General features: G+C 63.8%; 17 protein-coding genes, 2 tRNA genes and 1 pseudogene. 7 read left to right on the forward strand and 13 right to left on the reverse strand.

What is annotated here, in order from left to right; genetic code table 11:
* A pseudogene (locus tag GM672_RS29310) lies at window positions 1–159 on the forward strand (bifunctional ADP-dependent NAD(P)H-hydrate dehydratase/NAD(P)H-hydrate epimerase); the annotation flags it as partial.
* 4 nt (window positions 160–163) lie between these two features.
* Here GM672_RS29310 and GM672_RS21215 read toward each other — a convergent pair.
* Window positions 164–910 (reverse strand): ABC transporter ATP-binding protein, encoded by a 747-nt coding sequence (locus GM672_RS21215; RefSeq protein ID WP_155472529.1) that lies wholly within the window; start codon window positions 908–910, stop codon window positions 164–166.
* 10 nt (window positions 911–920) lie between these two features.
* Between GM672_RS21215 and GM672_RS21220 the strand changes: the two genes are divergently transcribed.
* Entirely contained in the window at window positions 921–1,613 is a 693-nt protein-coding gene (locus GM672_RS21220) for an arylesterase (RefSeq protein ID WP_155472530.1), read from the forward strand.
* 7 nt (window positions 1,614–1,620) lie between these two features.
* Window positions 1,621–2,688 (forward strand): tRNA 2-selenouridine(34) synthase MnmH, encoded by a 1,068-nt coding sequence (gene mnmH / locus GM672_RS21225; RefSeq protein WP_155472531.1) that lies wholly within the window; start codon window positions 1,621–1,623, stop codon window positions 2,686–2,688.
* 134 nt (window positions 2,689–2,822) lie between these two features.
* Here mnmH and GM672_RS29580 read toward each other — a convergent pair whose 3' ends face one another.
* The 12 genes from GM672_RS29580 to GM672_RS21280 form a co-directional block, all read right to left on the reverse strand.
* Entirely contained in the window at window positions 2,823–3,137 is a 315-nt protein-coding gene (locus GM672_RS29580) for a group II intron maturase-specific domain-containing protein (RefSeq protein WP_308807455.1), read from the reverse strand.
* Window positions 3,134–3,982, reverse strand: coding sequence for a group II intron reverse transcriptase/maturase (gene ltrA, locus GM672_RS21230; RefSeq protein ID WP_260099443.1), 849 nt, complete (start codon window positions 3,980–3,982; stop codon window positions 3,134–3,136). Before ltrA ends, GM672_RS29580 begins: the two co-directional genes overlap by 4 nt.
* A 420-nt stretch (window positions 3,983–4,402) precedes the next feature.
* Window positions 4,403–6,304, reverse strand: coding sequence for a SurA N-terminal domain-containing protein (locus GM672_RS21235; protein ID WP_229417859.1), 1,902 nt, complete (start codon window positions 6,302–6,304; stop codon window positions 4,403–4,405).
* 1,142 nt (window positions 6,305–7,446) lie between these two features.
* Window positions 7,447–7,523, reverse strand: a tRNA-Asp gene (locus tag GM672_RS21240).
* A 95-nt stretch (window positions 7,524–7,618) separates the two neighbouring features.
* Entirely contained in the window at window positions 7,619–7,891 is a 273-nt protein-coding gene (locus GM672_RS21245) for an HU family DNA-binding protein (RefSeq protein WP_107142294.1), read from the reverse strand.
* Window positions 7,892–8,181: 290 nt separating this feature from the next.
* A complete protein-coding gene (lon, locus tag GM672_RS21250; RefSeq protein ID WP_155472533.1) occupies window positions 8,182–10,593 on the reverse strand; it encodes an endopeptidase La in 2,412 nt (803 codons plus the stop codon).
* 303 nt (window positions 10,594–10,896) lie between these two features.
* A complete protein-coding gene (clpX, locus tag GM672_RS21255) occupies window positions 10,897–12,165 on the reverse strand; it encodes an ATP-dependent Clp protease ATP-binding subunit ClpX (RefSeq protein ID WP_155472534.1) in 1,269 nt (422 codons plus the stop codon).
* 209 nt (window positions 12,166–12,374) lie between these two features.
* Window positions 12,375–12,992, reverse strand: a complete 618-nt coding sequence (gene clpP / locus GM672_RS21260; RefSeq protein ID WP_371860224.1) for an ATP-dependent Clp endopeptidase proteolytic subunit ClpP — start codon at window positions 12,990–12,992, stop codon at window positions 12,375–12,377.
* An 87-nt stretch (window positions 12,993–13,079) separates the two neighbouring features.
* Window positions 13,080–14,420, reverse strand: coding sequence for a trigger factor (gene tig, locus GM672_RS21265; protein ID WP_155472535.1), 1,341 nt, complete (start codon window positions 14,418–14,420; stop codon window positions 13,080–13,082).
* 31 nt (window positions 14,421–14,451) lie between these two features.
* Window positions 14,452–14,538: transfer RNA gene (locus GM672_RS21270), tRNA-Leu, on the reverse strand.
* Between the two features lie 282 nt (window positions 14,539–14,820).
* Window positions 14,821–17,907, reverse strand: coding sequence for an efflux RND transporter permease subunit (locus GM672_RS21275; RefSeq protein WP_155472536.1), 3,087 nt, complete (start codon window positions 17,905–17,907; stop codon window positions 14,821–14,823).
* Window positions 17,904–19,040: an efflux RND transporter periplasmic adaptor subunit gene (locus GM672_RS21280; protein WP_170300180.1), complete on the reverse strand. Its 1,137-nt coding sequence runs from the start codon at window positions 19,038–19,040 to the stop codon at window positions 17,904–17,906. The genes GM672_RS21275 and GM672_RS21280 overlap by 4 nt, the downstream gene beginning before the upstream one ends.
* 187 nt (window positions 19,041–19,227) lie before the next feature.
* Here GM672_RS21280 and hpnC point away from each other — a divergent pair, with 187 nt between their 5' ends.
* The 4 genes from hpnC (at window position 19,228) to GM672_RS21300 (ending at window position 23,391) form a co-directional block, all read left to right on the forward strand.
* Window positions 19,228–20,052: a squalene synthase HpnC gene (hpnC, locus tag GM672_RS21285; protein WP_155472537.1), complete on the forward strand. Its 825-nt coding sequence runs from the start codon at window positions 19,228–19,230 to the stop codon at window positions 20,050–20,052.
* 48 nt (window positions 20,053–20,100) lie between these two features.
* The gene (hpnD, locus tag GM672_RS21290) at window positions 20,101–20,934 is read left to right on the forward strand and encodes a presqualene diphosphate synthase HpnD (RefSeq protein ID WP_155472538.1); all 834 of its coding nucleotides are present in this window, start codon (window positions 20,101–20,103) and stop codon (window positions 20,932–20,934) included.
* Window positions 20,935–20,977: 43 nt separating this feature from the next.
* On the forward strand, window positions 20,978–22,291 hold the full coding sequence (hpnE, locus tag GM672_RS21295) for a hydroxysqualene dehydroxylase HpnE (protein ID WP_155472539.1): 1,314 nt from the start codon (window positions 20,978–20,980) through the stop codon (window positions 22,289–22,291).
* A gap of 320 nt (window positions 22,292–22,611) precedes the next feature.
* Entirely contained in the window at window positions 22,612–23,391 is a 780-nt protein-coding gene (locus GM672_RS21300) for a DUF1700 domain-containing protein (protein WP_155472540.1), read from the forward strand.
* Window positions 23,392–23,396 lie beyond the last annotated feature (5 nt).

The following is a 23,396-nucleotide window of genomic DNA, read 5'->3' on the forward strand; positions in this document are numbered from 1 at the left end:
CCGGCGTGGGAGGCGGCCCTCGCCGCGGCCTGGCTGCACGGCATGGCGGCCGACGTGCTGGTGACGGAAGGTGTGGGGCCGGTCGGCCTGGCGGCCGGCGAGCTGATACCCGCCATCCGCACGGCGCTGAACCGGCTGGTGGCGCGCGGCGGCGCCTGACTGCTTACACCAGCCGGCCCGCCGCGATGGTGATGGTGCGTCCGCAACGGGCCGCAATGCTGGTGTCGTGCGTGACGAGGACCAGGGTGGAGCCGCGCTCCCGATTGAGTTCGAACATCAGCTGGATCACCGCTTCGCCCGTGGCCGCATCGAGGCTGCCGGTCGGCTCGTCCGCCAGCAGCAGCGGCGGCTCGGTGACGAAGGCGCGCGCCAGTGCGACGCGCTGCTGTTCGCCGCCGGACAGGAACTTCGGATAGTGCTTCAGCCGCGTGCCCAGGCCGACCCGGCCCAGCATGGCCTCGGCCCTGGCGCGGGCATTGCCGTCGCCGGCCAGTTCCAGCGGCAGCATGACGTTTTCCAGCGCCGTCAGGTGGGCCAGCAGCTGGAAGGACTGGAACACGAAACCCAGCCTGGCCTTGCGCAGCGCGGCGCGGCCGTCCTCGTCGAGGGCGAAGATATCGGTCCCTTCGAGCAGCACGGTGCCGCCGCTGGGCGTGTCCAGGCCGGCCAGCAAGCCGAGCAGGGTCGACTTGCCGGAACCGGAGGCGCCCACGATGGCAACCGTCTCGCCCTTTTGCACGGTAAAATCGACGCTGTGCAATATGGTCAGCTCACCGCTGGCATCGGCCACCCGCTTGGTGAGGCCGCGCACGGCGATGGCGCCGGTGTCGCTGTGCGCCTGGGGGCGCGCAACGTTTGCCGCCGGCGAATCTGGAACGAAACTGCTGGACGCATTGGGGAAATCGGGCATGGTTGGAAGTATGTTTGAAGGTTTACTGCGAAGTTTATTGCAAAGTTTGCCGCGAGGTCCGTCCGGGGCCCGCGCGGGCATTGGAAGGAAGCTGTTGGCCTGGTGCGCGCTGCTGTTGATATCCATCAGCGCAAGCGCCTATTCTGCCCCAAAAACGCTGCTCGTGGTGGGCGACAGCCTGTCGGCTGAATATGGCCTGGCACGGGGCAGCGGCTGGGTCGCGCTGCTGGAGAAGAAACTGCAGGCGTCCAGCAGCGATGTCCGCATCGTCAACGCCAGCGTCAGCGGCGAGACCACCAGCGGCGGACGCACCCGCCTGCCGGCCCTGCTGGCGCGGCACAAGCCCGATATCGTCGTCATCGAACTGGGCGCCAATGATGGCCTGCGCGGCCTGCCCGTGGCGGCCGCCGATGCCAACCTGCGCGCCATGGTGTCCACGGCAAAGAAGGCCGGCTCACAGGTGCTACTGGTGGGCATGCGCATCCCGCCGAACTACGGGCGCGATTACGCGGAGAAGTTCTTCGCCATGTTCGGCCGCATCAGCCGCGACGAGAAGGTGCCGCTGGCGCCGTTCATGCTCGATGGCGTGGCCGAAAAGGCCGACCTGTTCCAGGCCGACCGCCTGCACCCGCTGGCCACCGCCCATCCGATCATCCTGGCCAATATCTGGCCCACGCTGCAGCCGCTGCTGCGCGCCAAATGAGAGCCTCATGAAGTATCCCGAAATCCTCCGCATCGACGACGTCCTGGCCCGCCTGGAGGACTTCGACACCATCATCGACGCCCGCAGCCCGGGCGAGTTCGCGCTCGACCACCTGCCCGACGCCATCAACTGCCCCGTGCTGGACGACGAGCAGCGCATCGTCGTGGGTACCCTGTACAAGCAGACGGGCGCCTTCGAGGCCAAGAAGCTGGGCGCCGTGCTGGTGGCGAAGAACATCGCCCATCATATCGAAACGCTGTGGCAGGACAAGCCGCGCGACTGGACGCCCCTGGTCTATTGCTGGCGCGGCGGCAATCGCAGCGGCTCGATGGCCCATATCCTGGCCAAGATCGGCTGGCCCGTGGTGCAGCTCGACGGCGGCTACAAGGCCTTCCGCAACAGAGTGAACGCAGACCTGGAACAGGTGCCGCAGCTGGATTTCCGCGTCATCTGCGGCACCACCGGCAGCGGCAAGACGCGCCTGCTCGACACGCTGGAATCGATCGGCGCCCAGGTGCTGGACCTGGAGCAGCTGGCGGCGCACCGGGGCTCCGTGCTGGGCAACCTGCCCTGCCAGCCGCAGCCTTCGCAAAAGGCCTTCGAGACGTCGATCTGGAACCGGCTGCGCCGCTTCGATGCCGACCGGCCCGTGTTCGTCGAATCGGAAAGCAAGAAGGTGGGCGCCCTGCGCGTGCCGGCCGCGCTGATGGGGCGCATGCGCGCCTCGCCCTGCGTGGCCCTGGAGGTGTCGCGCCAGGCGCGGGTCAGGCTGCTGATCGAGGACTACCAGCACTTCGCCTGCAATGCGCCGGCCCTGAACGCCCAGCTGACCTACCTGACCGACCTGCACGGCAAGGCAACCATCGCCCGATGGCAGGACATGGCGACAGAAGGCCATATGTCCGAACTGGTCGAGGAGCTGCTGGTGGCGCACTACGACCCTGCCTACACCCGCTCGATCCACCGCAACTTCACGCAGTACGAGGGGGCCCGCGCCGTGCACCTGGCCGACATCTCGCCCGCCGCATTCCTGGCCGCCGCGCGCGCGCTGCACGAGGAACCGGTTTCTACCTGACTGTTCGGCCCCGCCGCACGCGGGCTGCACGACCTGACAGGAGCTGCCGGCATACGCGTCATCGAGTAGGGGGTGAGGTCGCCCTCACCGCCCTCTCACACCACCGTACGTGCGGTTCCGCATACGGCGGTTCATTAATCAAACTGGAAGCGCTGTCGGGTATCCGGCAGCGAGACCAAACCTAGTGTGTCGAAGAAGCGTTTTGGAAACGCATCGTTCATATGGCTTGCGTTCCACCATGGGCCACGTCCATTGCATGCCGACTTCCATGCCCGATGTGCATCCAGGCCTCGTTGCTGCAGTTTCCAGTGACGTGTCGCCGGGCGCTTCCATTGACGCCATAACAGGCACCGCAGTTTTCGACGTATCCACCCGTCCAAGTCATGCAGGACACCTCTCACCTCGATCAGCCGGAAGTACGATATCGAGCCCCGCAGTACGGGATTCAGGTCGTTTTGATCGTCGCGCCAAGATTGCGCGAGGCATTCCCGACGACGATTTCCCGCACCCTGTCTTTCAGTCGCTTGATACTGCTGACGGCGATTCTCAGACGCATCTGCTTGTGCCACGTGAAGCTATAGCCGAGAAACTTCCTCCGCCAAGGCCGCGCCACGGCGCTTTTCTCCCGATTGACCCGGAGCTTTAATCTGCACTCCAGGTATCCGGTGATCGTTGCCATTGCACGTTGCCCTGCCTGTTCGCTTCCGACATAAATGTTGCAGTCGTCGGCATAGCGGCAGAATCGGTGTCCCCGGCGCTCCAGTTCCCGGTCAAGATCGGTCAGCAGGATGTTCGACAGCAGCGGTGACAGCGGACCGCCTTGCGGCGTTCCTTCTGTCCTCATGCTGACGATCCTGTCGGTCATCAAGCCCGCCTCGAGGCAGCGCCGGATCAGTTTCAGAATCCGCTCATCCTTGACCTTGCGCGCTACCCGCGACATCGGGATATCGTGGTTCACAAGGTCAAAGAATTTCTCCAGATCGAGGTCGACCACCCAGTGGCGGCCTTCCCTGATATAGTCTTGCGCTCGCTGGACCGCTTGCCATGCGTTGCGGCCGGGGCGAAACCCGTAGCTGTGTTCGGAGAAGCCGGATTCAAATTCCGGTTGCAGCACTTGCAGCAGCGCCTGCTGTATCGGGCGGTCCAGCACGGTCGGCATGCCCAGTGTCCTCACCCCGCCGTTCGGCTTCGGCATTTCCACTTTGCGTACCGCGTTCGGCATGTACTCGCCTGTCAGCAGTGCTGCCTTGACGACTGGCCAGTGCTGTTGCAGCCATGCCTTGAAGTCGGCCACGGTCAGTCCATCGACGCCGCTGCTCCCTTGTGCCGCATGACCCGCTCATACGCTTGCCAGAGGTTGCCACGTTCGACCACGGCCTCCACCAGCCACGATCCTTCCGCTTTCGTTTGCCCATCCTCCGCCGTGCCCGCCTCGGCACCCGGCACGGATGCCCGCGATTTCCCATCGCTTCCATCCGTGTCTGGCGCAGTTGCCTGCCTTGTCGCGTCATCGACTTGCATCGAGTCGTCAGGCCAGCGTTTTGCCTTCGGCTTCCTTCAGATTCGCAGTCGCCCGCGACACCCTTGCCGTTCAGCCAGCTCTTCCCCCTGTCGGGCGAGCAGAGGACTTTCACCTCCAAGTAAGTGCGCCCTGCCGGGCGCACCATGAAAAAAGGCCACCCGAGGGTGGCCTTCGTTTTGTACGCTGCCGCGCTTACTGGGCGGCGTCGGTCTTGGCACTCGTGACGGGCCGCAGGATCTTGACCTTGGCCTTTTCCTTGAGCACGTCGACATAGTTGATCATGTCCTGCTGGGCGACGATATTGTCGATCGCTTCGGCATCGGACTTGCGGCGGCCTTCGTCCTGCGTGGCCGGCACGTGTACCTTGCCGATGCGGTAGATGCCGTAGCCCATGCCCGGCAGGTCGACGCCGACATACGCGGGCAGCTTCGACACATCGGCCTTCAGCACGGCGCGGGCGGCCAGCGGGTTGATGCCTTCGGCCTTGGCACGCGAGATGGTCAGCGGCGCCCCGAAACCGGTGGCGTCGCCGGAAGCCTTGACGGCGGCCAGTTTCGCTTCGCCCGCCTTCTTGGCGGCAGCCAGGGCCTTCTCGGCCAGCACGCGCTGGCGGATCTGCTCCGACACCTCGGCCAGCGGACGCTTCGACGCCGGCTTGAACTCGGCGATGCGGCCGGCCACCAGGGTGTTCGGTGCCACCTCCACCGCTTCGGTGTTGCGCTTGTTCTTCACGACGTCGTCGGAGAACAGGGCCGTCAGGAACTTGGCGTTATTGTACGGTGCCGTCGCGGCGGCCGGATTGGGCGTGCGGCCCAGGCCTTCGGCCACGTTGATCGTCAGGCCCAGCTTGTCGGCTACGGGCTTCAGGCTGTCGGCCTGCTCGTAGACGGTGTTGGTGAAGGTCTCGACGGTGTCGGCATACTTCTTCGCGGCCTTTTGCTTCTTCAGTTCGGCGGCGATCTCGCCCTTGACTTCCTCGAAGGGCTTGACGGCGGCCGGCTTCAACGACGTGACGGTGATGATGTGGTAGCCGAATTCGGATTCGACCAGCTTGCTCACTTCGCCCTGCTTCAGCGCGAAGATGGCGCTTTCCACGCTCGGCACCAGCGAGCCTTTTTCGATCACGCCCAGGTCGCCGCCCTGCTCGGCCGAGCCGGGATCTTCCGACTTGGCCTTGGCGATCTGTGCAAACTGGGCCGGAGCCTTGTTCACGTCGGCCAGGATGGCTTCGGCCTTCGCCTTGGCGGCAGCCTTGGCGGCGGCGTTGGCGTCCTTGCCGGCGGCCACCAGGATGTGGCTGGCGCGGCGCTCTTCCGGCGCCGTGAAACGGGTCGGCGCGGCCTTGTAGGCGGTGGCCACTTCCTCGTCGGTGACGGTGGTCTGCGCGGCGATGGCATTGGCATCCAGCACCACGTATTCGGCCTTGGCCTGCTCGGGCACTTCGAACAGCTTGCTGTTCTTGTCGTAGAAGGCCTTGATCTCGGCATCCGTGACCTGCGTGCTGGCGGCAAAGCCGGACAGCGGCAGCACCAGTTCCTGCACTTCGCGTTCCTGCTCCGTCAGGTCCGACACCATCTTGGCGACGGTACGGGGCGCGAAGGCGCTGCCCTGCACGCCGGCGGCCAGCTGCTGCACGGTCATGTCGCGCTTGAGCGTCTGCACATAGCCTTGCGGCGTCAGGCCCGTCTGCGCGGCGATCAGGTTGGCGGCCTTTTCCTCGTCGATCTTGCCGTCGGCCTTGAACATGCCGGGCACGTCCTGCAGGCTCTGGGCGACGGCGCGCTGGACGGCGGCGTCCGTGGCGGCCAGGTGGCTGCGCTGGGCTTCGGACGTGATGGCGCGCTGGGCGATCAGGTTGTCCAGCACGCTCTGGCGGAATTCCGGCGTATCGAACAGCTTCTGGTCGAACTGCGTGCCCAGGCGCTGGCGGTACTGGTCCAGCTGGCGGCGCAGGGCCTGCTCGTATTCCTGTTGCGTCAATGGCTGGCCGTCGACCTTGGCCACCGTGGTGGCATTGTCGCCGAAGCTTTCATAACCGCTGACGCCCACGAACACGAAGGACGGAACGATGACAATCGCCAGCAAAATCTGCATCAGTTTTTGATGCGAACGAATGAATTCAAACATGGTCAGCCAATTTGATGAGTGGATCACTGCAGGGGCCGCAATGCGCGCCTCCTACAAAAAAAGGCGAACACGCGTTCGCCCCTCTGCTGCTCTCGCGATTATAGGGCGCACACCCCCGGTTAGCAAGGCAACACTTTGAATGAATTGCAACTTTGGCAGCTTGGTGCGATCGGCGGAAGTGACCGTGCCACGCATGCAGCAACCCAGGGACCTTTTCATGTGGGTTGACTGTGTTGGCGACATCGAACTGTGCTGCGGCGGATGCCTGCTTAAAACCGGGGACAGTTCCCGTGCGGGGACAGCCCCCAGCGGCGTCACAGGCGTTCGCGACATCGGGCGCTACGGCGCAGCATGCGCAAAGCCCCGACGAATCGGGCCTTTTTTGGCATTCTGGCGGAGCGGACGGGACTCGCCCACATCCTGCGGGCCGCGGCTTCGCTTGCAAGCGAAGCCCTTCGAGTCAGGTGACGAGTGCTCCCTTGGAGCAATCGTATTCTCCTTTGGAGAATACTCCGCAGGGGAAGCGCTCCGCTGCGCCGAATGCAAAAAGGCCCGACGAATCGGGCCTTTTTTAGCATTCTGGCGGAGCGCACGGGACTCGCCCACATCCTGCGGGCCGCGGCTTCGCTTGCAAGCGAAGCCCTTCGAGTCAGGAGACGAGTGCTCCCCTGGAGCAATCGTATTCTCCTTTGGAGAATACTCCGCAGGGAGAGCGCTCCGCTGCGCCGAATGTAAAAAGGCCCGACGAATCGGGCCTTTTCTGGCATTCTGGCGGAGCGGACGGGACTCGCCCACATCCTGCGGGCCGCGGTTTCGCTTGCAAGCGAAGCCCTTCGAGTCAGGAGACGAGTGCTCCCCTGGAGCAATCGTATTCTCCTTTGGAGAATACTCCGCAGGGAGAGCGCTCCGCTGCGCCGAATGAAAAAAGGCCCGACGAATCGGGCCTTTTCTGGCATTCTGGCGGAGCGGACGGGACTCGCCCACATCCTGCGGGCCGCGGTTTCGCTTGCAAGCGAAACCCTTCGAGTCCCGCCGCGCTCTCCGCAGGGAGAGCGCTCCGCTGCGCCGAATGAAAAAAGGCCCGACGAATCGGGCCTTTTCTGGCATTCTGGCGGAGCGGACGGGACTCGAACCCGCGACCCCCGGCGTGACAGGCCGGTATTCTAACCAACTGAACTACCGCTCCAGATCGAGGCTTTCACCTCAGTGCGACAACTTGGAAATATTAACTCCCAATAATCCGCAGGCACTGCGGTAACACCTGTTGCCTGCTGATGTCCGTTAGTTTACAGCATCTTTCAGGGCTTTACCAGCTTTAAATTTCGGCACCTTGGCGGCGTCGATCGTGATCTCTTCCTTGGTGCGCGGGTTGCGGCCGGTGCGGGCTGCGCGCTCGCTGACCATGAAGGTGCCGAAGCCGACCAGGGTAACGCTGTCGTTCTTGGCCAGGGTGGTGGTAACGCCATCGATCATCGCGTCCAGCGCGCGTGCCGCGGCCGCTTTCGAGATGTCAGCGGAAGTGGCGATATGGTCGATCAGTTCAGTCTTGTTCACAGCTTGTTCCCCGTCACAAAGGTTTAAATCATTTATACCGTTTCCGCGCCGTCTTCGGCGCGGCGGTAGATGGAAGGGGCTTCGAAAAATCTTCGCGACCAGACGACGGCGCGTGCACCGGGTGAGACGCAGTGGATTTTTCGAGGCTCCCTATAGGGCAGAGAAAAATCTCAGGCCGTATTAAACAGGCGGCGCTTGCTCTGTGTCAAGGCGTGAAGTTGTAAAAAGTGCGTGTAAAAAGCAAACGGGCACCGCCTGGGTGCCCGCTTGTGGTCCGAACCTGGACTCTCTTAGTGTTTTACTACCTCGGTCTGGCCGTCCGGCTTGGCCGTCGCGGCTGCCACCGGCTCCACCGCCGGCACGTCGGCCAGCGCTTCAGGCTGACGTTCCAGGGCGATTTCCAGTACCTTGTCGATCCAGCGCACGGGCACGATTTCCAGCTTGTTCTTCACATTGTCCGGAATGTCGGCCAGGTCCTTGACGTTCTGCTCGGGGATCAGCACCGTCTTGATGCCGCCGCGATGAGCCGCCAGCAGCTTTTCCTTCAGGCCACCGATCGGCAGCACTTCGCCGCGCAGGGTGATCTCGCCCGTCATCGCCACGTCGGCGCGCACGGGAATGCCTGTGAAGACCGACACCATCGCCGTCGTCATGGCGATACCGGCGGACGGACCGTCCTTCGGCGTCGCACCTTCCGGCACGTGGATGTGCATGTCCTGCTTCTCGAACACCTCGGCCTTGATGCCCAGGCGCTGTGCCCGGCTGCGCACAACGGTGCGGGCTGCCTCGATCGATTCCTTCATCACGTCGCCCAGGGTACCGGTGCGGATGACGTTGCCCTTGCCCGGCATGCTGACCGCTTCGATCGTCAGCAGGTCGCCGCCCACTTCCGTCCAGGCCAGACCGACCACCTGGCCGACCTGGTTTTCCTTCTCGGCCACGCCGAAGTCGTAGCGACGCACGCCCAGGAACTTGTCCAGGTTTTTCGGCGTGATCAAGACCTTCTTCTCGGTCTTCTTCAGGAGCAGCAGCTTGACGACCTTGCGGCAGATCTTCGACACTTCCCGTTCCAGCGAACGCACGCCCGCTTCACGGGTGTAGTAGCGAATCACGTCGCGGATGGCCGCTTCGCTGACGGAGATCTCGCCTTCCTTCAGGCCGTTGTTCTTGATCTGCTTGGGCAGCAGGTAGCGCAGCGCGATGCTGGTCTTCTCGTCCTCGGTGTAACCCGACAGGCGGATCACTTCCATCCGGTCCAGCAGTGCCGGCGGGATGTTGTACGAGTTCGACGTCGCCACGAACATCACGTCCGACAGGTCGAAGTCCACTTCGATGTAGTGATCCGAGAACGTGTGGTTCTGTTCCGGGTCCAGCACCTCAAGCAGGGCCGACGACGGGTCGCCGCGGAAATCCGCACCCATCTTGTCGATCTCGTCGAGCAGGAACAGGGGGTTGCGCACGCCGACTTTCGCCAGCGATTGCAGCACCTTGCCCGGCATCGAGCCGATGTACGTGCGGCGGTGGCCGCGGATCTCGGCTTCGTCGCGCACGCCGCCCAGGGCCATGCGCACGAACTTGCGGTTCGTGGCACGGGCGATGGACTGGCCCAGCGACGTCTTGCCGACACCGGGAGGACCGACGAAGCACAGGATCGGCGCTTTCAGCTTGTCGACACGCTGTTGCACCGCGAGGTATTCCAGGATGCGTTCCTTGACCTTGTCGAGGCCGTAGTGATCGCCTTCCAGCACCTTCTCGGCATTGGACAGGTCGTTGTTGACCTTGGACTTCTTCTTCCACGGCAGCGACACCAGCGTGTCGATATAGTTGCGCACGACGGTGGCTTCGGCCGACATCGGCGACATCAGTTTCAGCTTTTTCAGCTCGGCATTGGCCTTGTCCAGCGCTTCCTTCGGCATCTTGGCGGCGAGCACCTTTTTCTCGAGCTCGTCGAAATCGGCACCCTCTTCGCCTTCGCCCAGTTCCTTCTGGATGGCCTTGACCTGTTCGTTCAGGTAGTACTCACGCTGCGACTTCTCCATCTGGCGCTTCACGCGGCCACGGATGCGCTTCTCGACCTGCAGGATGTCCAGCTCGCCTTCCAGCTGGCCCAGCAGGTGTTCCAGCCGCTTGGCGACGTTGAAGATCTCCAGGATGACCTGTTTCTGCTCGAGCTTCAACGGCAGGTGCGCGGCGACCGTGTCGGCCAGGCGGCCGGCATCGTCGATGCCCGACAGCGAAGCCAGGATCTCGGGCGGGATCTTCTTGTTCAGTTTTACGTATTGATCGAACTGCTGCACGATGGCGCGGCGCATCGCTTCGATTTCGGAATCGTCGCCGATTTCCGATTCGAGCGGCGTCAGGTCGGCCACGAAGTGCGTGGGCGCGTCGGTGATCTTGCGGATGCGGGCGCGCTGGGCGCCTTCGACGAGGACCTTGACGGTGCCGTCGGGCAGTTTCAGCATCTGCAGGATATTGGCGACGCAGCCGATTTCGTAGATGTCGGTGGCGGACGGTTCGTCCTTGGCTGCTGCTTTCTGGGCGGCGAGCATGATGCTCTTGCCCTGCTCCATTGCGGCTTCCAGCGCCTTGATCGATTTTGGACGCCCCACGAACAGGGGTATCACCATATGCGGGAAAACAACCACATCCCGTAAAGGCAACAACGGCAGTTGAGTCTGCTCAGTTAATTTGGAAGTTGTCATGGCGTACCTTATGTAAAAGCATGTTTATGATGTAGGCACTTGCAGCCGAATCACAAGACCTGCGGTCATAATATTTATTGGCAACACATAATATTGCCTAAATATTAGTCGCTTGCAGGGTTCACCGGAGTTTATTACCGGCTGACCTGCTCCAAAAAAATGCGGGCACCGAATGAAAAAAGCCACGCGCGACAGGCGCCGCGAGTGGCTTTTCGAGTGAAGCCTGCTTCTCTTATTGGTTTCGATTGTACTGCCTTGCCGTACGGATGCAAAACGCTTTTTGCGGTTGTGTGCAACCCTTAATTAATTTTCACCAGACGCTTTCGGCGTCTCCTGATAAATCAGCAAAGGTTTCGCACCCTGCGTAATGGTGTTCTCGTCAATTACCACCTTGGTGACGTTCTGCTGGTTCGGCAGGTCGTACATGATGTCCAGCAGCGCGTGCTCCAGGATGGAACGCAGGCCGCGGGCACCGGTCTTGCGCGCCAGCGCCTTCTTGGCGATCGCATGCAGGGCGGCCGGGCGAATTTCCAGCTCGGCGCCTTCCATTTCCAGCAGCTTGCTGTACTGCTTGATCAGCGCGTTCTTCGGTTCCACCAGGATCTGGATCAGCGCTTCCTCGGTCAGTTCGGCCAGGGTCGCGACGACGGGCAGGCGGCCCACCAGCTCGGGGATCAGGCCGAACTTGATCAGGTCTTCCGGCTCCGCTTCCAGCAGGATGTCGCTGTTCGAGCGCTGTTCCTGGCTCTTCACGGTGGCCGAGAAGCCGATGCCGCTCTTTTCGGAACGATTCGAGATGATCTTGGCCAGGCCGTCGAAGGCGCCGCCGCAGATGAACATGATGTTGGTCGTGTCGATCTGCACGAAGTCCTGGTTCGGATGCTTGCGCCCGCCCTGCGGCGGTACCGATGCCATCGTGCCTTCGATCAGTTTCAGCAAGGCCTGCTGCACGCCTTCGCCGGACACGTCGCGGGTAATCGACGGGTTGTCCGACTTGCGCGAAATCTTGTCGATCTCGTCGATGTAGACGATGCCGCGCTGGGCCTTCTCGACATCGTAGTTGCAGCTCTGCAGCAGCTTCTGGATGATGTTCTCGACGTCCTCGCCGACATAGCCGGCCTCGGTCAACGTCGTCGCATCGGCGATCACGAACGGCACGTTCAGCATGCGCGCCAGGGTCTGGGCCAGCAGGGTCTTGCCGGAGCCCGTGGGGCCGACCAGCAGGATGTTGCTCTTGGCCAGCTCGACGTCGTCTTTCTTGCCCAGGTGTTTCAGGCGCTTGTAGTGGTTGTACACCGCCACCGACAGGATACGCTTGGCCGTCTGCTGGCCGATGACGTATTGGTTCAGCAACTCGGCGATCTCGTGCGGCGTCGGCAGATCCGACTTGGCGCCCGTGACGGATTCGATGCTGGACGTCTCATCGCGGATGATGTCATTGCACAAATCAATGCACTCGTCGCAGATGAAGACGGAGGGCCCGGCGATCAGCTTCTTGACTTCGTGCTGGCTCTTGCCGCAGAAGGAGCAGTACAGGAGTTTTTCGCCGCTGGAAGATTTTTTGTCGGACATGGGACGTTTTCTTTAGTTGCAAGAATGGGTGTTGCGCTTCGGATACCGGGCCGGCGAATGTACGGTAAAACCTTGTTTTGCCGTGACTTTCGCCATGTAAGCAGGGCAAGAAATCCTGCACACAACCACCATGCTACCCGAAATAAAAATAAAACGCCCGGAACGTTGTAGCGTCCGGGCGGATTTTTAACGATTTCGCTTGGGACGCATCAAGCGCGGGTCGTCAACACCTTGTCGATCAGGCCATATTCTGCAGCCTCGTCGCCGGACATGAAACGGTCGCGGTCGGTATCCTTGGCAATCTGGTCGATCGACTGGCCCGTGCGTTCCGCCAGGATGCTGTTCAGGCGATGACGCAGGTACAGGATTTCCTTGGCCTGGATCTCGATATCGGACGCCTGGCCCTGCGATCCACCGGAAGGCTGGTGAATCATGATGCGCGAGTTCGGCAGCGAGAAGCGCTTGCCCTTGGCGCCTGCGGCCAGCAGGAAGGCGCCCATCGAGGCGGCCATGCCCGTGCACAGCGTCGAGACGTCGGGCTTGATGAACTGCATCGTGTCGAAGATCGCCAGCCCGGCCGAGACGGAACCGCCCGGCGAGTTGATGTACAGCGAAATATCCTTGTCCGGATTTTCACTTTCCAGGAACAGCAGCTGGGCAACGATCAGGTTGGCCATCTGGTCGTTGACCGGGCCGACCATGAAGATCACGCGCTCTTTCAGCAGGCGCGAATAGATGTCATACGAGCGCTCGCCACGACCGCTCTGTTCGATCACCATCGGCACCAGGCCGAGCATTTCCGTATCGAGTGCCGGGTTACGATTCATTCCGATCATTCTCTTTCCTTGTGAAGCAGCACCGGCAGCAGCAGTCATCAGACTGTCTGCTGCCGGCGCCGGGTGTGGGGCAGGAACTTAACCCTGCGCTGCGCTACCCATCAGTTCGTCGAACGGGATTTCCTTGCTCGACGCTTTCGACAGGCCCAGGACGTAAGTAACGACGTTTTCTTCCAAAACAAGGGCTTCCACTTCGGCCAGGCGGCGACGGTCGCTGTAGTAGTACTTCAGCACTTCGCGCGGGTCTTCGTAGCTCTGTGCGAAGTCCTCGATCTGCGCCTTCACCTGTTCCGGCGTGGCGGCCAGGTTGTTGTCGCCGACCAGCTTCGACAGGATCAGGCCCAGGCGCACGCGACGCTCGGCCTTGTCCTTGAACAGCTCTGGCGGGAATGGTACATCTTTTACGTTCATGCCGCGCTGCGCCATGTCCTGGCGGGTCATCTCGGCCAGGCGTTCGGTGTCCTGGGCGATCAGGGCCTGTGGCACTTCCAGCGTGGCCGTCTTGACCAGCGCGTCCATCACGGCTTCCTTGTTGCGGGCCTTGACACGGCCGGCCACTTCACGTTCCAGGTTGACCTTGATATCTTCGCGCATCTTCGTCAGGTCGCCATCGGCAACGCCCAGCGACTTGGCGAACTCCGCGTCCACTTCCGGCAGGTGCGCCCATTCCAGCTTCTTCAGCGTGATGGTGAACTCGGCGGTTTTGCCGGCCACGTCCTTGCCATGGTAGTCCTCGGGGAAGGCCAGCGGGAAGGTCTTGGACTCGCCCACTTTCAGGCCCACGGTGGCTGCTTCGAATTCCGGCAGCATGCGGCCTTCGCCCAGCACGAAGCTGTAGTCGTCGGCTTTGCCGCCTGGGAATTCGACGTCGTCGATCTTGCCGACGAAGTCCACGGTCACGCGGTCGCCGTTGGCGGCCACGGCTTCGCCGCCGTCGCCATGCTCACCGGCCTCGCCCTTGGTGTGGAAGTGCACGCGCTGCTTGCGCAGGATGTCGATGGTCTTGTCGATTTCGACGTCGGTGACGGTCGACTTGACGGTTTCCAGCTCGACGGCGGACAGGTCGCCGATTTCCACTTCCGGGTACACTTCGAAAGTGGCGTCGAACGTCAGCTGGCCTTCCGGCGAGTCCGACTTCGGCTCGATGTTCGGGAAGCCGGCCACGCGCAGGTTGTTCTCGTTGGCGGCGTCGTTGAAGGCGCGGCCCACTTTATCGTTCAGGACTTCGGTTTCGATCTGGTAGCCATACTGCGCCGCGACCATCTTCATCGGCACCTTGCCAGGACGGAAGCCTGGGGCGCGAGCGGATTTGGCCTGCACTTTGAGGCGCTTTTCCACTTCGGAACGGACGTCCGACAGCGGGAAGGAAATCGTGATGCGGCGTTCGAGTTTGCCCAAGGTTTCGACAGCAGTTGCCATGTAAAAATCGTCCAAAAAATGTGAATTCTGTTGGTGCGAGGAGGGGGACTCGAACCCCCACACCATTGCTGGCGTCAGGACCTAAACCTGGTGCGTCTACCAATTTCGCCATCCTCGCGCATCTCGGTGCCGTTCCGCGCTCGCGCGTCGGTTTGCGGCACCGATCTCTTTTGCAAAAGCAAAGGGCGACCATTAATTGAAAACGGGTCGCCCTACCCTGAAAACACCCAGGGGCTTTCAACTTCAACACGGTATTTTACTGGGTTTTGTAGGGAATGGGGATGGAATTTTGGCGTTTCGCCAACTGAGCAGTAAAAAAGCCCAAACCGGCAATCGGGGTCGGATACCTGTTGTCCGACCCCGGCTTTTCCCTCTGTATCTATTCCCTCCGCACCTATTATCAGGCCGCCGGCTTGCTGACCCGGAACCACGCCGCATACAGTGCCGGCAGGAACAGCAAGGTCAACGCCGTCGCCACCACCAGCCCGCCCATGATGGCCACGGCCATCGGGCCCCAGAACACGGAGCGCGACAGGGGAATCATCGCCAGTGCGGCGGCGGCGGCCGTCAGCAGGATGGGACGGCAGCGCCGCACGGCCGATTCGATGATGGCATCCCACGGCGCGCTGCCGGCCTTGATGTCCTGCTCGATCTGGTCGACCAGGATCACCGAGTTACGGATGATCATGCCGAACAGGGCAATGATGCCGAGGTTGGCCACGAAACCCAGCGGGCGGCCCAGCAGCAGCAGCGCGAACGCGGCGCCGGCCACGCCCAGGGGCCCCGTCAGGAACACAAGCAGGGAACGCGAGAAGCTGTGGAGTTGCAGCATCAGCAGGGTGAAGATCAGGAACAGCGCCAGCGGCAGGTTCACGGCGATCGACTGCTCGGCCTCGCCGCTGTCGGACGCCGCGCCCTTCTCGACGATGCGGTAGCCGGCCGGCAGTTTCGCGCGCAGGTCGGCCAGTTGGGGGTCGATCTGGCCCGACACGGTGGGGCCCTGGATACCTTCGACGACGTCGGCCTGCACGGTAATGGCCCACTCGCGGCCCAGGCGCCACACAACGCCTGGCTCCCACACGAAGTGCACGCGCGCCAGCTGCGAGATCGGCACGGAACGGCCCGATGCCGTCGGCACGTTGGTATTGTTCAGCACTTCCATCGTGCGGCGCTCCTCCACGGGCTGGCGCACCTGGATGTCGATCAGGCGGATGCCTTCGCGGAACTGGCCCACCGTGGTGCCGGAAAGTACGGTGTTCGCCACCCGCATCACGGTCTGCGACGTCACGCCCAATGCGCGCATCCTGTCCTGGTCCAGGTCCAGGCGCAGCACCTTGACCGACTCGTTCCAGTTGTCGTTGACGCCCACCGCGTTCGGGTTGGCCCGCACGATGTCCTTGACCTGGTCGGCAATGGCCCGCACCTTGTCCACTTCCGTGCCGGTGACGCGGAACTGCACGGGATACGGCACCGGCGGCCCGTTCGGCAGCAGCTTGACACGTCCGCGTACTTCCGGGAAGTCGTTGCGGAAGGCATCCGTGATCTTCTGCTGCAGCACCTTGCGCGCGGCCAGGTCTTTCGGCAGCACGACGATCTGCGACACGTTCGTCTGCGGGAAGATCTGGTCCAGCGGCAGGTAGAAACGGGGGCTGCCCGTACCGACGTAGCTCGTCACGCTTTCCACGCCTGGCTGGGCGCGGATGAAGGCCTCGAACTTCTTCACCTGCGCCTCGTTGGCGGCAAAGGCCGTGCCTTCGGGCGACCACATCTCCACCATCAGTTCCGGCCGCGACGAATCGGGGAAGAACTGCTTCTCGATGAAGTTGAAGCCGTAGATGCCCAGCGCGAAGATCAGCAGGGTGGCGCCGATCGTCACCTTGCGCCACGTGACGCACCACGTGACGACGGCGCGGAAGCGGCGGAAGCCCGGCGTGTCGAACACGTCGTGGCCATGCTCGCCTTCGGCGTGCGGCTGCACCTTCAGCAGGATGTAGCCGATGTAGGGCGTGAACATGACGGCCACCACCCAGGACGTGATCAGGGCGATGGCATTCACGGAGAACAGCGAGAAGGTGTATTCGCCGGCGGCCGACTTGGCCAGGCCGATGGGCACGAAGCCGGCCACCGTGATCAGCGTGCCGGTCAGCATCGGCAGCGCCGTCGACGTATAGGCATAGGTCGCCGCCTCGAAGCGCGACATGCCCTCCTCCATCTTCCTCACCATCATCTCGACGGCGATGATGGCGTCGTCGACCAGCAGGCCCAGGGCAATGATCAGGGCGCCCAGCGAGATCTTGTGCAGGTCGATGTCGAGCATGCGCATGAACAGGAACGTCACGGCCAGCACCAGCGGGATGGTCAATGCCACCACCAGGCCGGGGCGCACGTCCAGACGCAGCTTCGGCTTCGTGTGCAGGCCCAGGGCCAGGAAGCTGACGGCCAGCACGATCAGCACGGCCTCGATCAGGGTGTGGACGAATTCGCCCACGGACGCGGTGACGGCGCGCGGCTGGTCCGACACCCGTTCCAGCTCGATACCCACGGGCAGCTTGCCCTTCAGTTCAGCGACAGTCTTGGCCATGGCCTCGCCCAGCGCGATGATGTTGCCGCCCTTTTCCATCGACACGCCCAGGCCGATCACTTCCTTGCCGTTGAAACGCATCTTGTCCGACGGCGGGTCCCGGTACTCACGCTTGATGGTGGCGAAGTCGCCCAGACGGAAGCTGGTGGTGCCGGCGCGCAGCTCCAGGTTTTCCAGGTCCTTGACGGTGGCCAGCGCCCCCGACACGCGTACCTGCAGGTTGTCCGTGGGCGTCACCAGCGTGCCGGTCGCCTCGACGGCGTTTTGCGTGGCGATCTGCTGCACGATCTGGTCGAACGAAATGCCCAGCTGGGCGAACTTCTGCTGCGAGAAGACGATATTGATCTTCTCGTCCTGCACGCCGAACAGCTCCACCTTCGACACCTTCGGCACGGCCAGCAGCTGCTGGCGCACGAAGTCGGCATAGTCCTTCATCTCGGCATACGTGAAGCCGTCGCCGGACAGGGCGAAGATGGAGCCGTAGGTGTCGCCGAATTCGTCGTTGAACAGGGGGCCGACGACGCCGGCCGGCAGGGTACCGCGGATGTCGCCGATCTTCTTCCTCACCTGGTACCAGGCGTTGCCCGTCTCCTTCGGCGGCGTCGATTCGCGCAGGTTCAGGATGATCAGGGTCTGGCCGGGCTTGGAGTAACTGACGATTTCGTCGATGTACGGCGTCTCCTGCAGCTTCTTTTCCAGCTTGTCCGTCACCTGGTCGGCCATCTGCAGCGCCGTGGCACCGGGCCAGAAGGCCTGCACCACCATGGCGCGGAAGGTGAACGGGGGGTCCTCGTCCTGGCCCAGGTTCTGGTAACTGAGCATGCCGCCGATCAGCATCACGGCGATCAGGTAGCGCGTCAGCGGGATATGCTCCAGCGCCCAGCGCGACAGGTTGAAATCCTTCATCGCGCCGCTCCCGCCGGCACCGCCTTGTCCTGCTTGTCTTGCGGCAGGTCGTTGCCCAGGATGCGCACGCGCTGGCCCGGTTTCAGCAGGTGCACGCCGGCCGTGACGACGGTCTGCCCGGCCTTGACGCCGCTGGCCAGGATCAGCTCATTGCCGTCGGCGCCGGCCACCGTGACAGGGACCAGCTTGGCCACGCCGCCTTCGACCACCCACACGGAGGTGGCGTTCTTCTCGTGGTACAGGGACGTCAGCGGCACCTTGATGCGGGGCTCCTTGGCGCGCGATTCGAACTGGACCACGGCCGTCATGCCCAGCTTGGCCTGGTTCAGGCCCGGCGGCAGCGCCACCTTGAAGGCATAGGTGCGCGTGGCCGGATCGGCCACCGGCGACACCTCGCGGATGGTGCCCTTGAACGGGTTCTGGGGGTCTGCCCACAGCCGCACCGTCACGCTGGGTAGCTTGCGCAGCTGCTCGACCTGGTCTTCCGGTACGCCGAACACGACTTCCTTCTCGTCCGTGCGCGCCACCCGCACGACGGGGGTGCCGGCCGCGACGACCTGTCCCGCCTCGGCGTCGATGGCCGTGACGACGCCATCGATATCGGACACCAGGCTGGCGTAACCGGCCTGGTTCGACTGGCTCCGGTATGATGCGCGGGCCGCTTCCACGTTGGCCTGGGCCGATTTGTAGGCCGACTCGCGCTGGTCCAGCACGGCCTGGCTGACGAAGTTCTGACGGCGCAGCTCGCGGTAGCGCTTCAGTTCCGCGTCGGCCAGGTCGCGGCTCGTCTCGGCCGCGCGCAGGCTGGCCATCGCCTGCGCCTGGGCCAGTTGCAGATCCTGTGGATCGAGCTGCATCAAGACCTGGCCCTTCCTGACGGTGCTGCCCACTTCGATTCTGCGCGCCGTGATCTTGCCCGGCACCCGGAAGCCCAGGCGCGATTCGTAGCGGGGGCGGACCTCGCCGGAGAATTCCGCGTTGACGTCGATATCGGAGCCGGCCAGCACGATGGCGCGCACGGGGCGGATATCCTCGGTTTTCTCGGCGGGTTTGGAGCAGGCAGTCAGCGTGGCGGCGGCAATGGCGGCCGCCGCGACCAGTGTCAAGGCAGGTAGAAACTTCGGGACGTGCACGGTATTTTCCTTCTCCGGTATCGGCCGAAATTGCGGCGGTAACAAATTGCCACTATGATTGCAGCCTGAAAATTAAATGACTTTCCGTTAAGTTAGAAAATTATAGACGGCATGTCATTATTTGAAAATGACTTTCGCGTCATTTATTCACGTGGAGTTATCTCCAGATTATCGAGACTTTCCTCTAATGAGCGTCGAGCACTACGAAAACTTCCCCGTCGCGTCGATCCTGCTGCCCAGGCGGCTGGTGCCGGCGGTCGAAGCCATTTACGCGTTCGCCCGCAGCGCCGACGATATCGCCGATGAAGGTGACGCCACGCCGAAGGAGCGCCTGGCCGCCCTGCACGAATACGAGGCGGCGCTGGTGCATATCCAGCTGGGCCAGGGCAAGCTCGATCCCATGTTCGAGCGGCTGGCGGGCGTCATCGCCGCGCACCGGCTGCCCCTGAAGCCCTTCCACGACCTGCTGTCGGCCTTCCGCCAGGACGTCACGGTGACGCGCTACCAGACCTACGACGAGCTGCTCGATTACTGCGCCCGCTCGGCCAATCCCGTGGGTGTGCTGATGCTGCATTTATATGACGCGGCCACGGACGAGAACATCGCCGAATCGAATGCCATCTGCTCGGCGCTGCAGCTGATTAACTTCCTGCAGGACGTCGCCATCGACGAGGCGAAGGAACGCATTTATATCCCGATGGAGGACCTGGCCCGTTTCGCCGTGCCGCCGGCGCAGATGCACCTGCCTGACGCACGGGGCAAGTGGCGCGCGCTGATGCGCTTCGAGGTGCAGCGGGCTCGCGCGCTGATGTTGCGGGGCGCGCCGCTGGCCACGCGCCTGCCCGGACGCATCGGCCTGGAACTGCGCATGGTGGTGCAGGGAGGACTGCGCATCCTGGAAGCGATCGAGGAAGTGGACTACGACGTGTTCCGCCGCCGGCCCAAGCTGGCGCGGGCCGACTGGCTGAAAGTTTTCTGGCGCGCGCTTCGGATGCGCAGCGCTTCCCTATAGAATAGCGCCTTCGAACTCCGCACCTTGCAAAAGATATAACATAATAATATGTCTCCCGACGAATACTGCCAGCAGAAGGCCGCCCAGAGCGGCTCCAGTTTTTATTACAGCTTCCTGTTCCTGCCGCCCGAACGCCGCCGCGCGATCACGGCGCTGTATGCCTTCTGCCGCGAAGTGGACGACACCGTCGACGAAACCAGCGACGAATCGCTGGCCCGCATCAAGCTGGCGTGGTGGCGCACCGAAATGGCCGCCATGTACGAGGGCAAGCCGACCCACCCCGTCACGAAGGCGCTGCAGCCCTTCGTCCAGCCCTACGACCTGAAGCAGGAACATGTGCAGGCCATCATCGACGGCATGGAGATGGACCTGAACCAGACCCGCTACCTCGATTACGCGGGCCTGTCGAAATACTGCTGGCACGTGGCCAGCGTGGTCGGCATCCTGTCGGCCAGCATCTTCGGCGCGACGCGCCCGGAAACCTTGCAGTACGCGGAAAAACTGGGCCACGCCTTCCAGCTGACGAACATCATCCGCGACGTCGGCGAGGATGCCCGCAAGGGCCGCATCTACCTGCCCATCAACGAGCTGCAGCAGTTCGGCGTGACGGCGGCGGACCTGCTGAACGCGCGCCACACGGAGAACTTCGGCAAGCTGATGGCCTTCCAGGCCGAACGGGCCCAGAAAGCCTACGACGAAGCGTTCGCCCTGCTGCCGAAGGAAGACCGCCGCGCCCAGCGCCCCGGCCTGATCATGGCGGCCATCTACCGCACCGTGCTCGATGAAATCGAGCGTGACGGCTACCACGTGCTGACCCAGCGCATCTCGCTGACGCCCCTGCGCAAGCTGTGGCTGGCGTGGAAGACGTGGGTGAAGGGATGAAAGCGGGGTTGAACCTGCGCTGGAACACCGGGCGCCGCGCGGCATGAAGGTCGCCGTCATCGGCGGCGGCTGGGCCGGTTGCGCCGCCGCCGTCGAACTGGCCCGGCGCAAGGCGCACGTCACCGTGTTCGAGGCGGCCCGCACCCTGGGCGGGCGCGCCCGCCGCATCGAGGCCAACGGCCGCACCCTGGACAACGGCCAGCACATCCTGCTGGGCGCCTACCGCGACACCTTGCGCCTTCTGAAAACCGTCGGTGTCGACCGCAAGCGCTGCTTCCTCGACCTGCCGCTGCAGATGCGCTACCCGCCGGCCGCAGGGGCGATGGATTTCGTCGCGCCCCGGCTGCCCGCGCCCTTGCACCTGGCCGTGGCCCTGCTGCGCGCCCGCGGCCTGGATCGGGAAGACAAGCTGGCCATGGCGCGCTTTTCCACGGGCGCCCGGTGGATGGGCTGGCGCCTGGACATCGACTGCAGCGTGACGGAACTGCTGGCCCGCTTCGACCAGACCGAACGCCTGTATCGCCTGATGTGGCGTCCCCTGTGCCTGGCCGCGCTGAACACGCCGCCGGAGCGGGCCTCGGCCAACGTCTTCCTGGCCGTGCTGCGCGACAGCCTCGGTGCACGCCGCCATGCGTCGGACATGCTGGTGCCCCGCGCCGACTTGTCCGCCCTGTTCCCCGACGCGGCGGCCACCTGGCTGGCAACGCACGGCGCCACCGTCCACACGGGCGCCAAGGTGGCGGCAGTGACGCAGGACGGCGCGCGCTGGCACATCGGCGACGACACCTTCGATGGCGTCGTCGTGGCCGTCGCGCCCACGGCGGCCGCGCCCCTGCTGGCGCCCCTGCCCGATGCCGCTCCCCTGCTGGCGCAACTGGCCGCCTTCACGCCGGAACCCATCACCACCTGCTACCTGCAATACGACACGTCGGTGCGCCTCGACCAGCCGTTCTATGCACTGGAAGACACGCCGGCCAACGGCCACTGGGGCCAGTTCGTATTCGACCGTGGCCAGCAGAACGAGGCCGGGGCCGGGGCCGGTATGTTGGCCGTCATCGTCAGCGCGTCCGGCGAGGCCGCCGCCCTGCCCCAGGCAGACCTGGCAGCCGCCGTGGCGGCGCAGCTGGCCCACGTGTTCGGCCAGAGCGCCCTGGCCAGCCCCGTCTGGAGCAAGGTCGTCACGGAAAAGCGGGCCACCCATGCCAGCACGCCCGGCCTGGTCCGGCCCGACAATGCCACGCCCTGGCCCGGGCTCGTGCTGGCGGGCGACTACACGGCCGGCGAATACCCCGCCACCCTCGAGATGGCCGTGCGCAGCGGCGTGGCGGCGGCCGCCCTGCTGGGCCGGCGGCCGTAACGGGCGCATCACGCTCCAAAAGCGCATGCACCCTGTCCCCGTCCCGCACCGCCTGCGCCCCGATTCCTGCAGCCCGTCGCACGCAACTGGCGTGCCAGGCCAGGCTCCCCTACAGTGGCAGTATAGGAATTTCACCGGGAATTTCACTGCGAATTTCAATGCTATATCGGGAAAGCTGGCAATGAGGCAACAAATGAAACTGGGGTTCGGCACCATCGCCGTCGTCGCAATCGTCGTGCTCAGCATGCTCGCCATCGCCCACATCGATGGCGCCGGCGCGTTCCACGTCGTCGCGCACCCGCTGCACTGACGGGGCCGCGATGGGCAAGGACGACTACCTCGACGCACTGCGCAAGGCGATGGCCGGCCTGCCGCCGGAAGCGGCCGCGCGCACCCTGGCCTACTACGAGCAGCGCTTCATCGACGGCGTCACCGTCGGGCGCAGCGAGGCCGAAGTGGCGGCCGAGCTGGACGACCCCCGCAAGATCGCCATGACCCTGCGTGCCAACGCCCACCTGTCCGCCTTCGAACAGCGCAAGACCCCCGTCAGCCTGCTGCGCATGGCCGGCTCCTTCGCCGGCCTGGCCATCTTCAACCTGTTCATGGTGGTGCCGGCGGCCGTGTTCTCGGCCCTTCTGCTGACCATCTACCTGTGCTCATTTGCCTTCTATGTCAGCGGCATCGCCATCACGGCCAGCGGCCTGGCCGGCGCCAACGAGATCGTCCTGTCCGGCCCCCTGCACAACCTGGTCGGCCTGGCCGACCGGCGCGGCGATGGCGACGAGCGGGTCGAGACGCGCATCTCGATCGGCGCGGACGGCATCCACGTCGACGAGCAATCGGCACGCGACGACGAAGGCAGCACGCCTTCCAGCCGCTCCGAACGCATCTTCGACAGCGCCGAGGCCATGGCCGACGGCAGCGTGCGCATCGCCATCGATCCGGAAGGCTCGTCGCGGGGCGCCCAGACGACGCTGGGCATGGGAATGGTGTTGGGCGGCATCGCCCTGTTCCTGCTGTCGCTGGTGGTGACGAAGTACACGGCCATCGGCCTGCGCCGCTACGTCCACATGAACTATTCGCTGCTGCGGGGGCATTGACATGG

The sequence above is a fragment of the Pseudoduganella buxea genome (assembly GCF_009720835.1).
GTDB lineage: Bacteria > Pseudomonadota > Gammaproteobacteria > Burkholderiales > Burkholderiaceae_D > Rugamonas > Rugamonas buxea.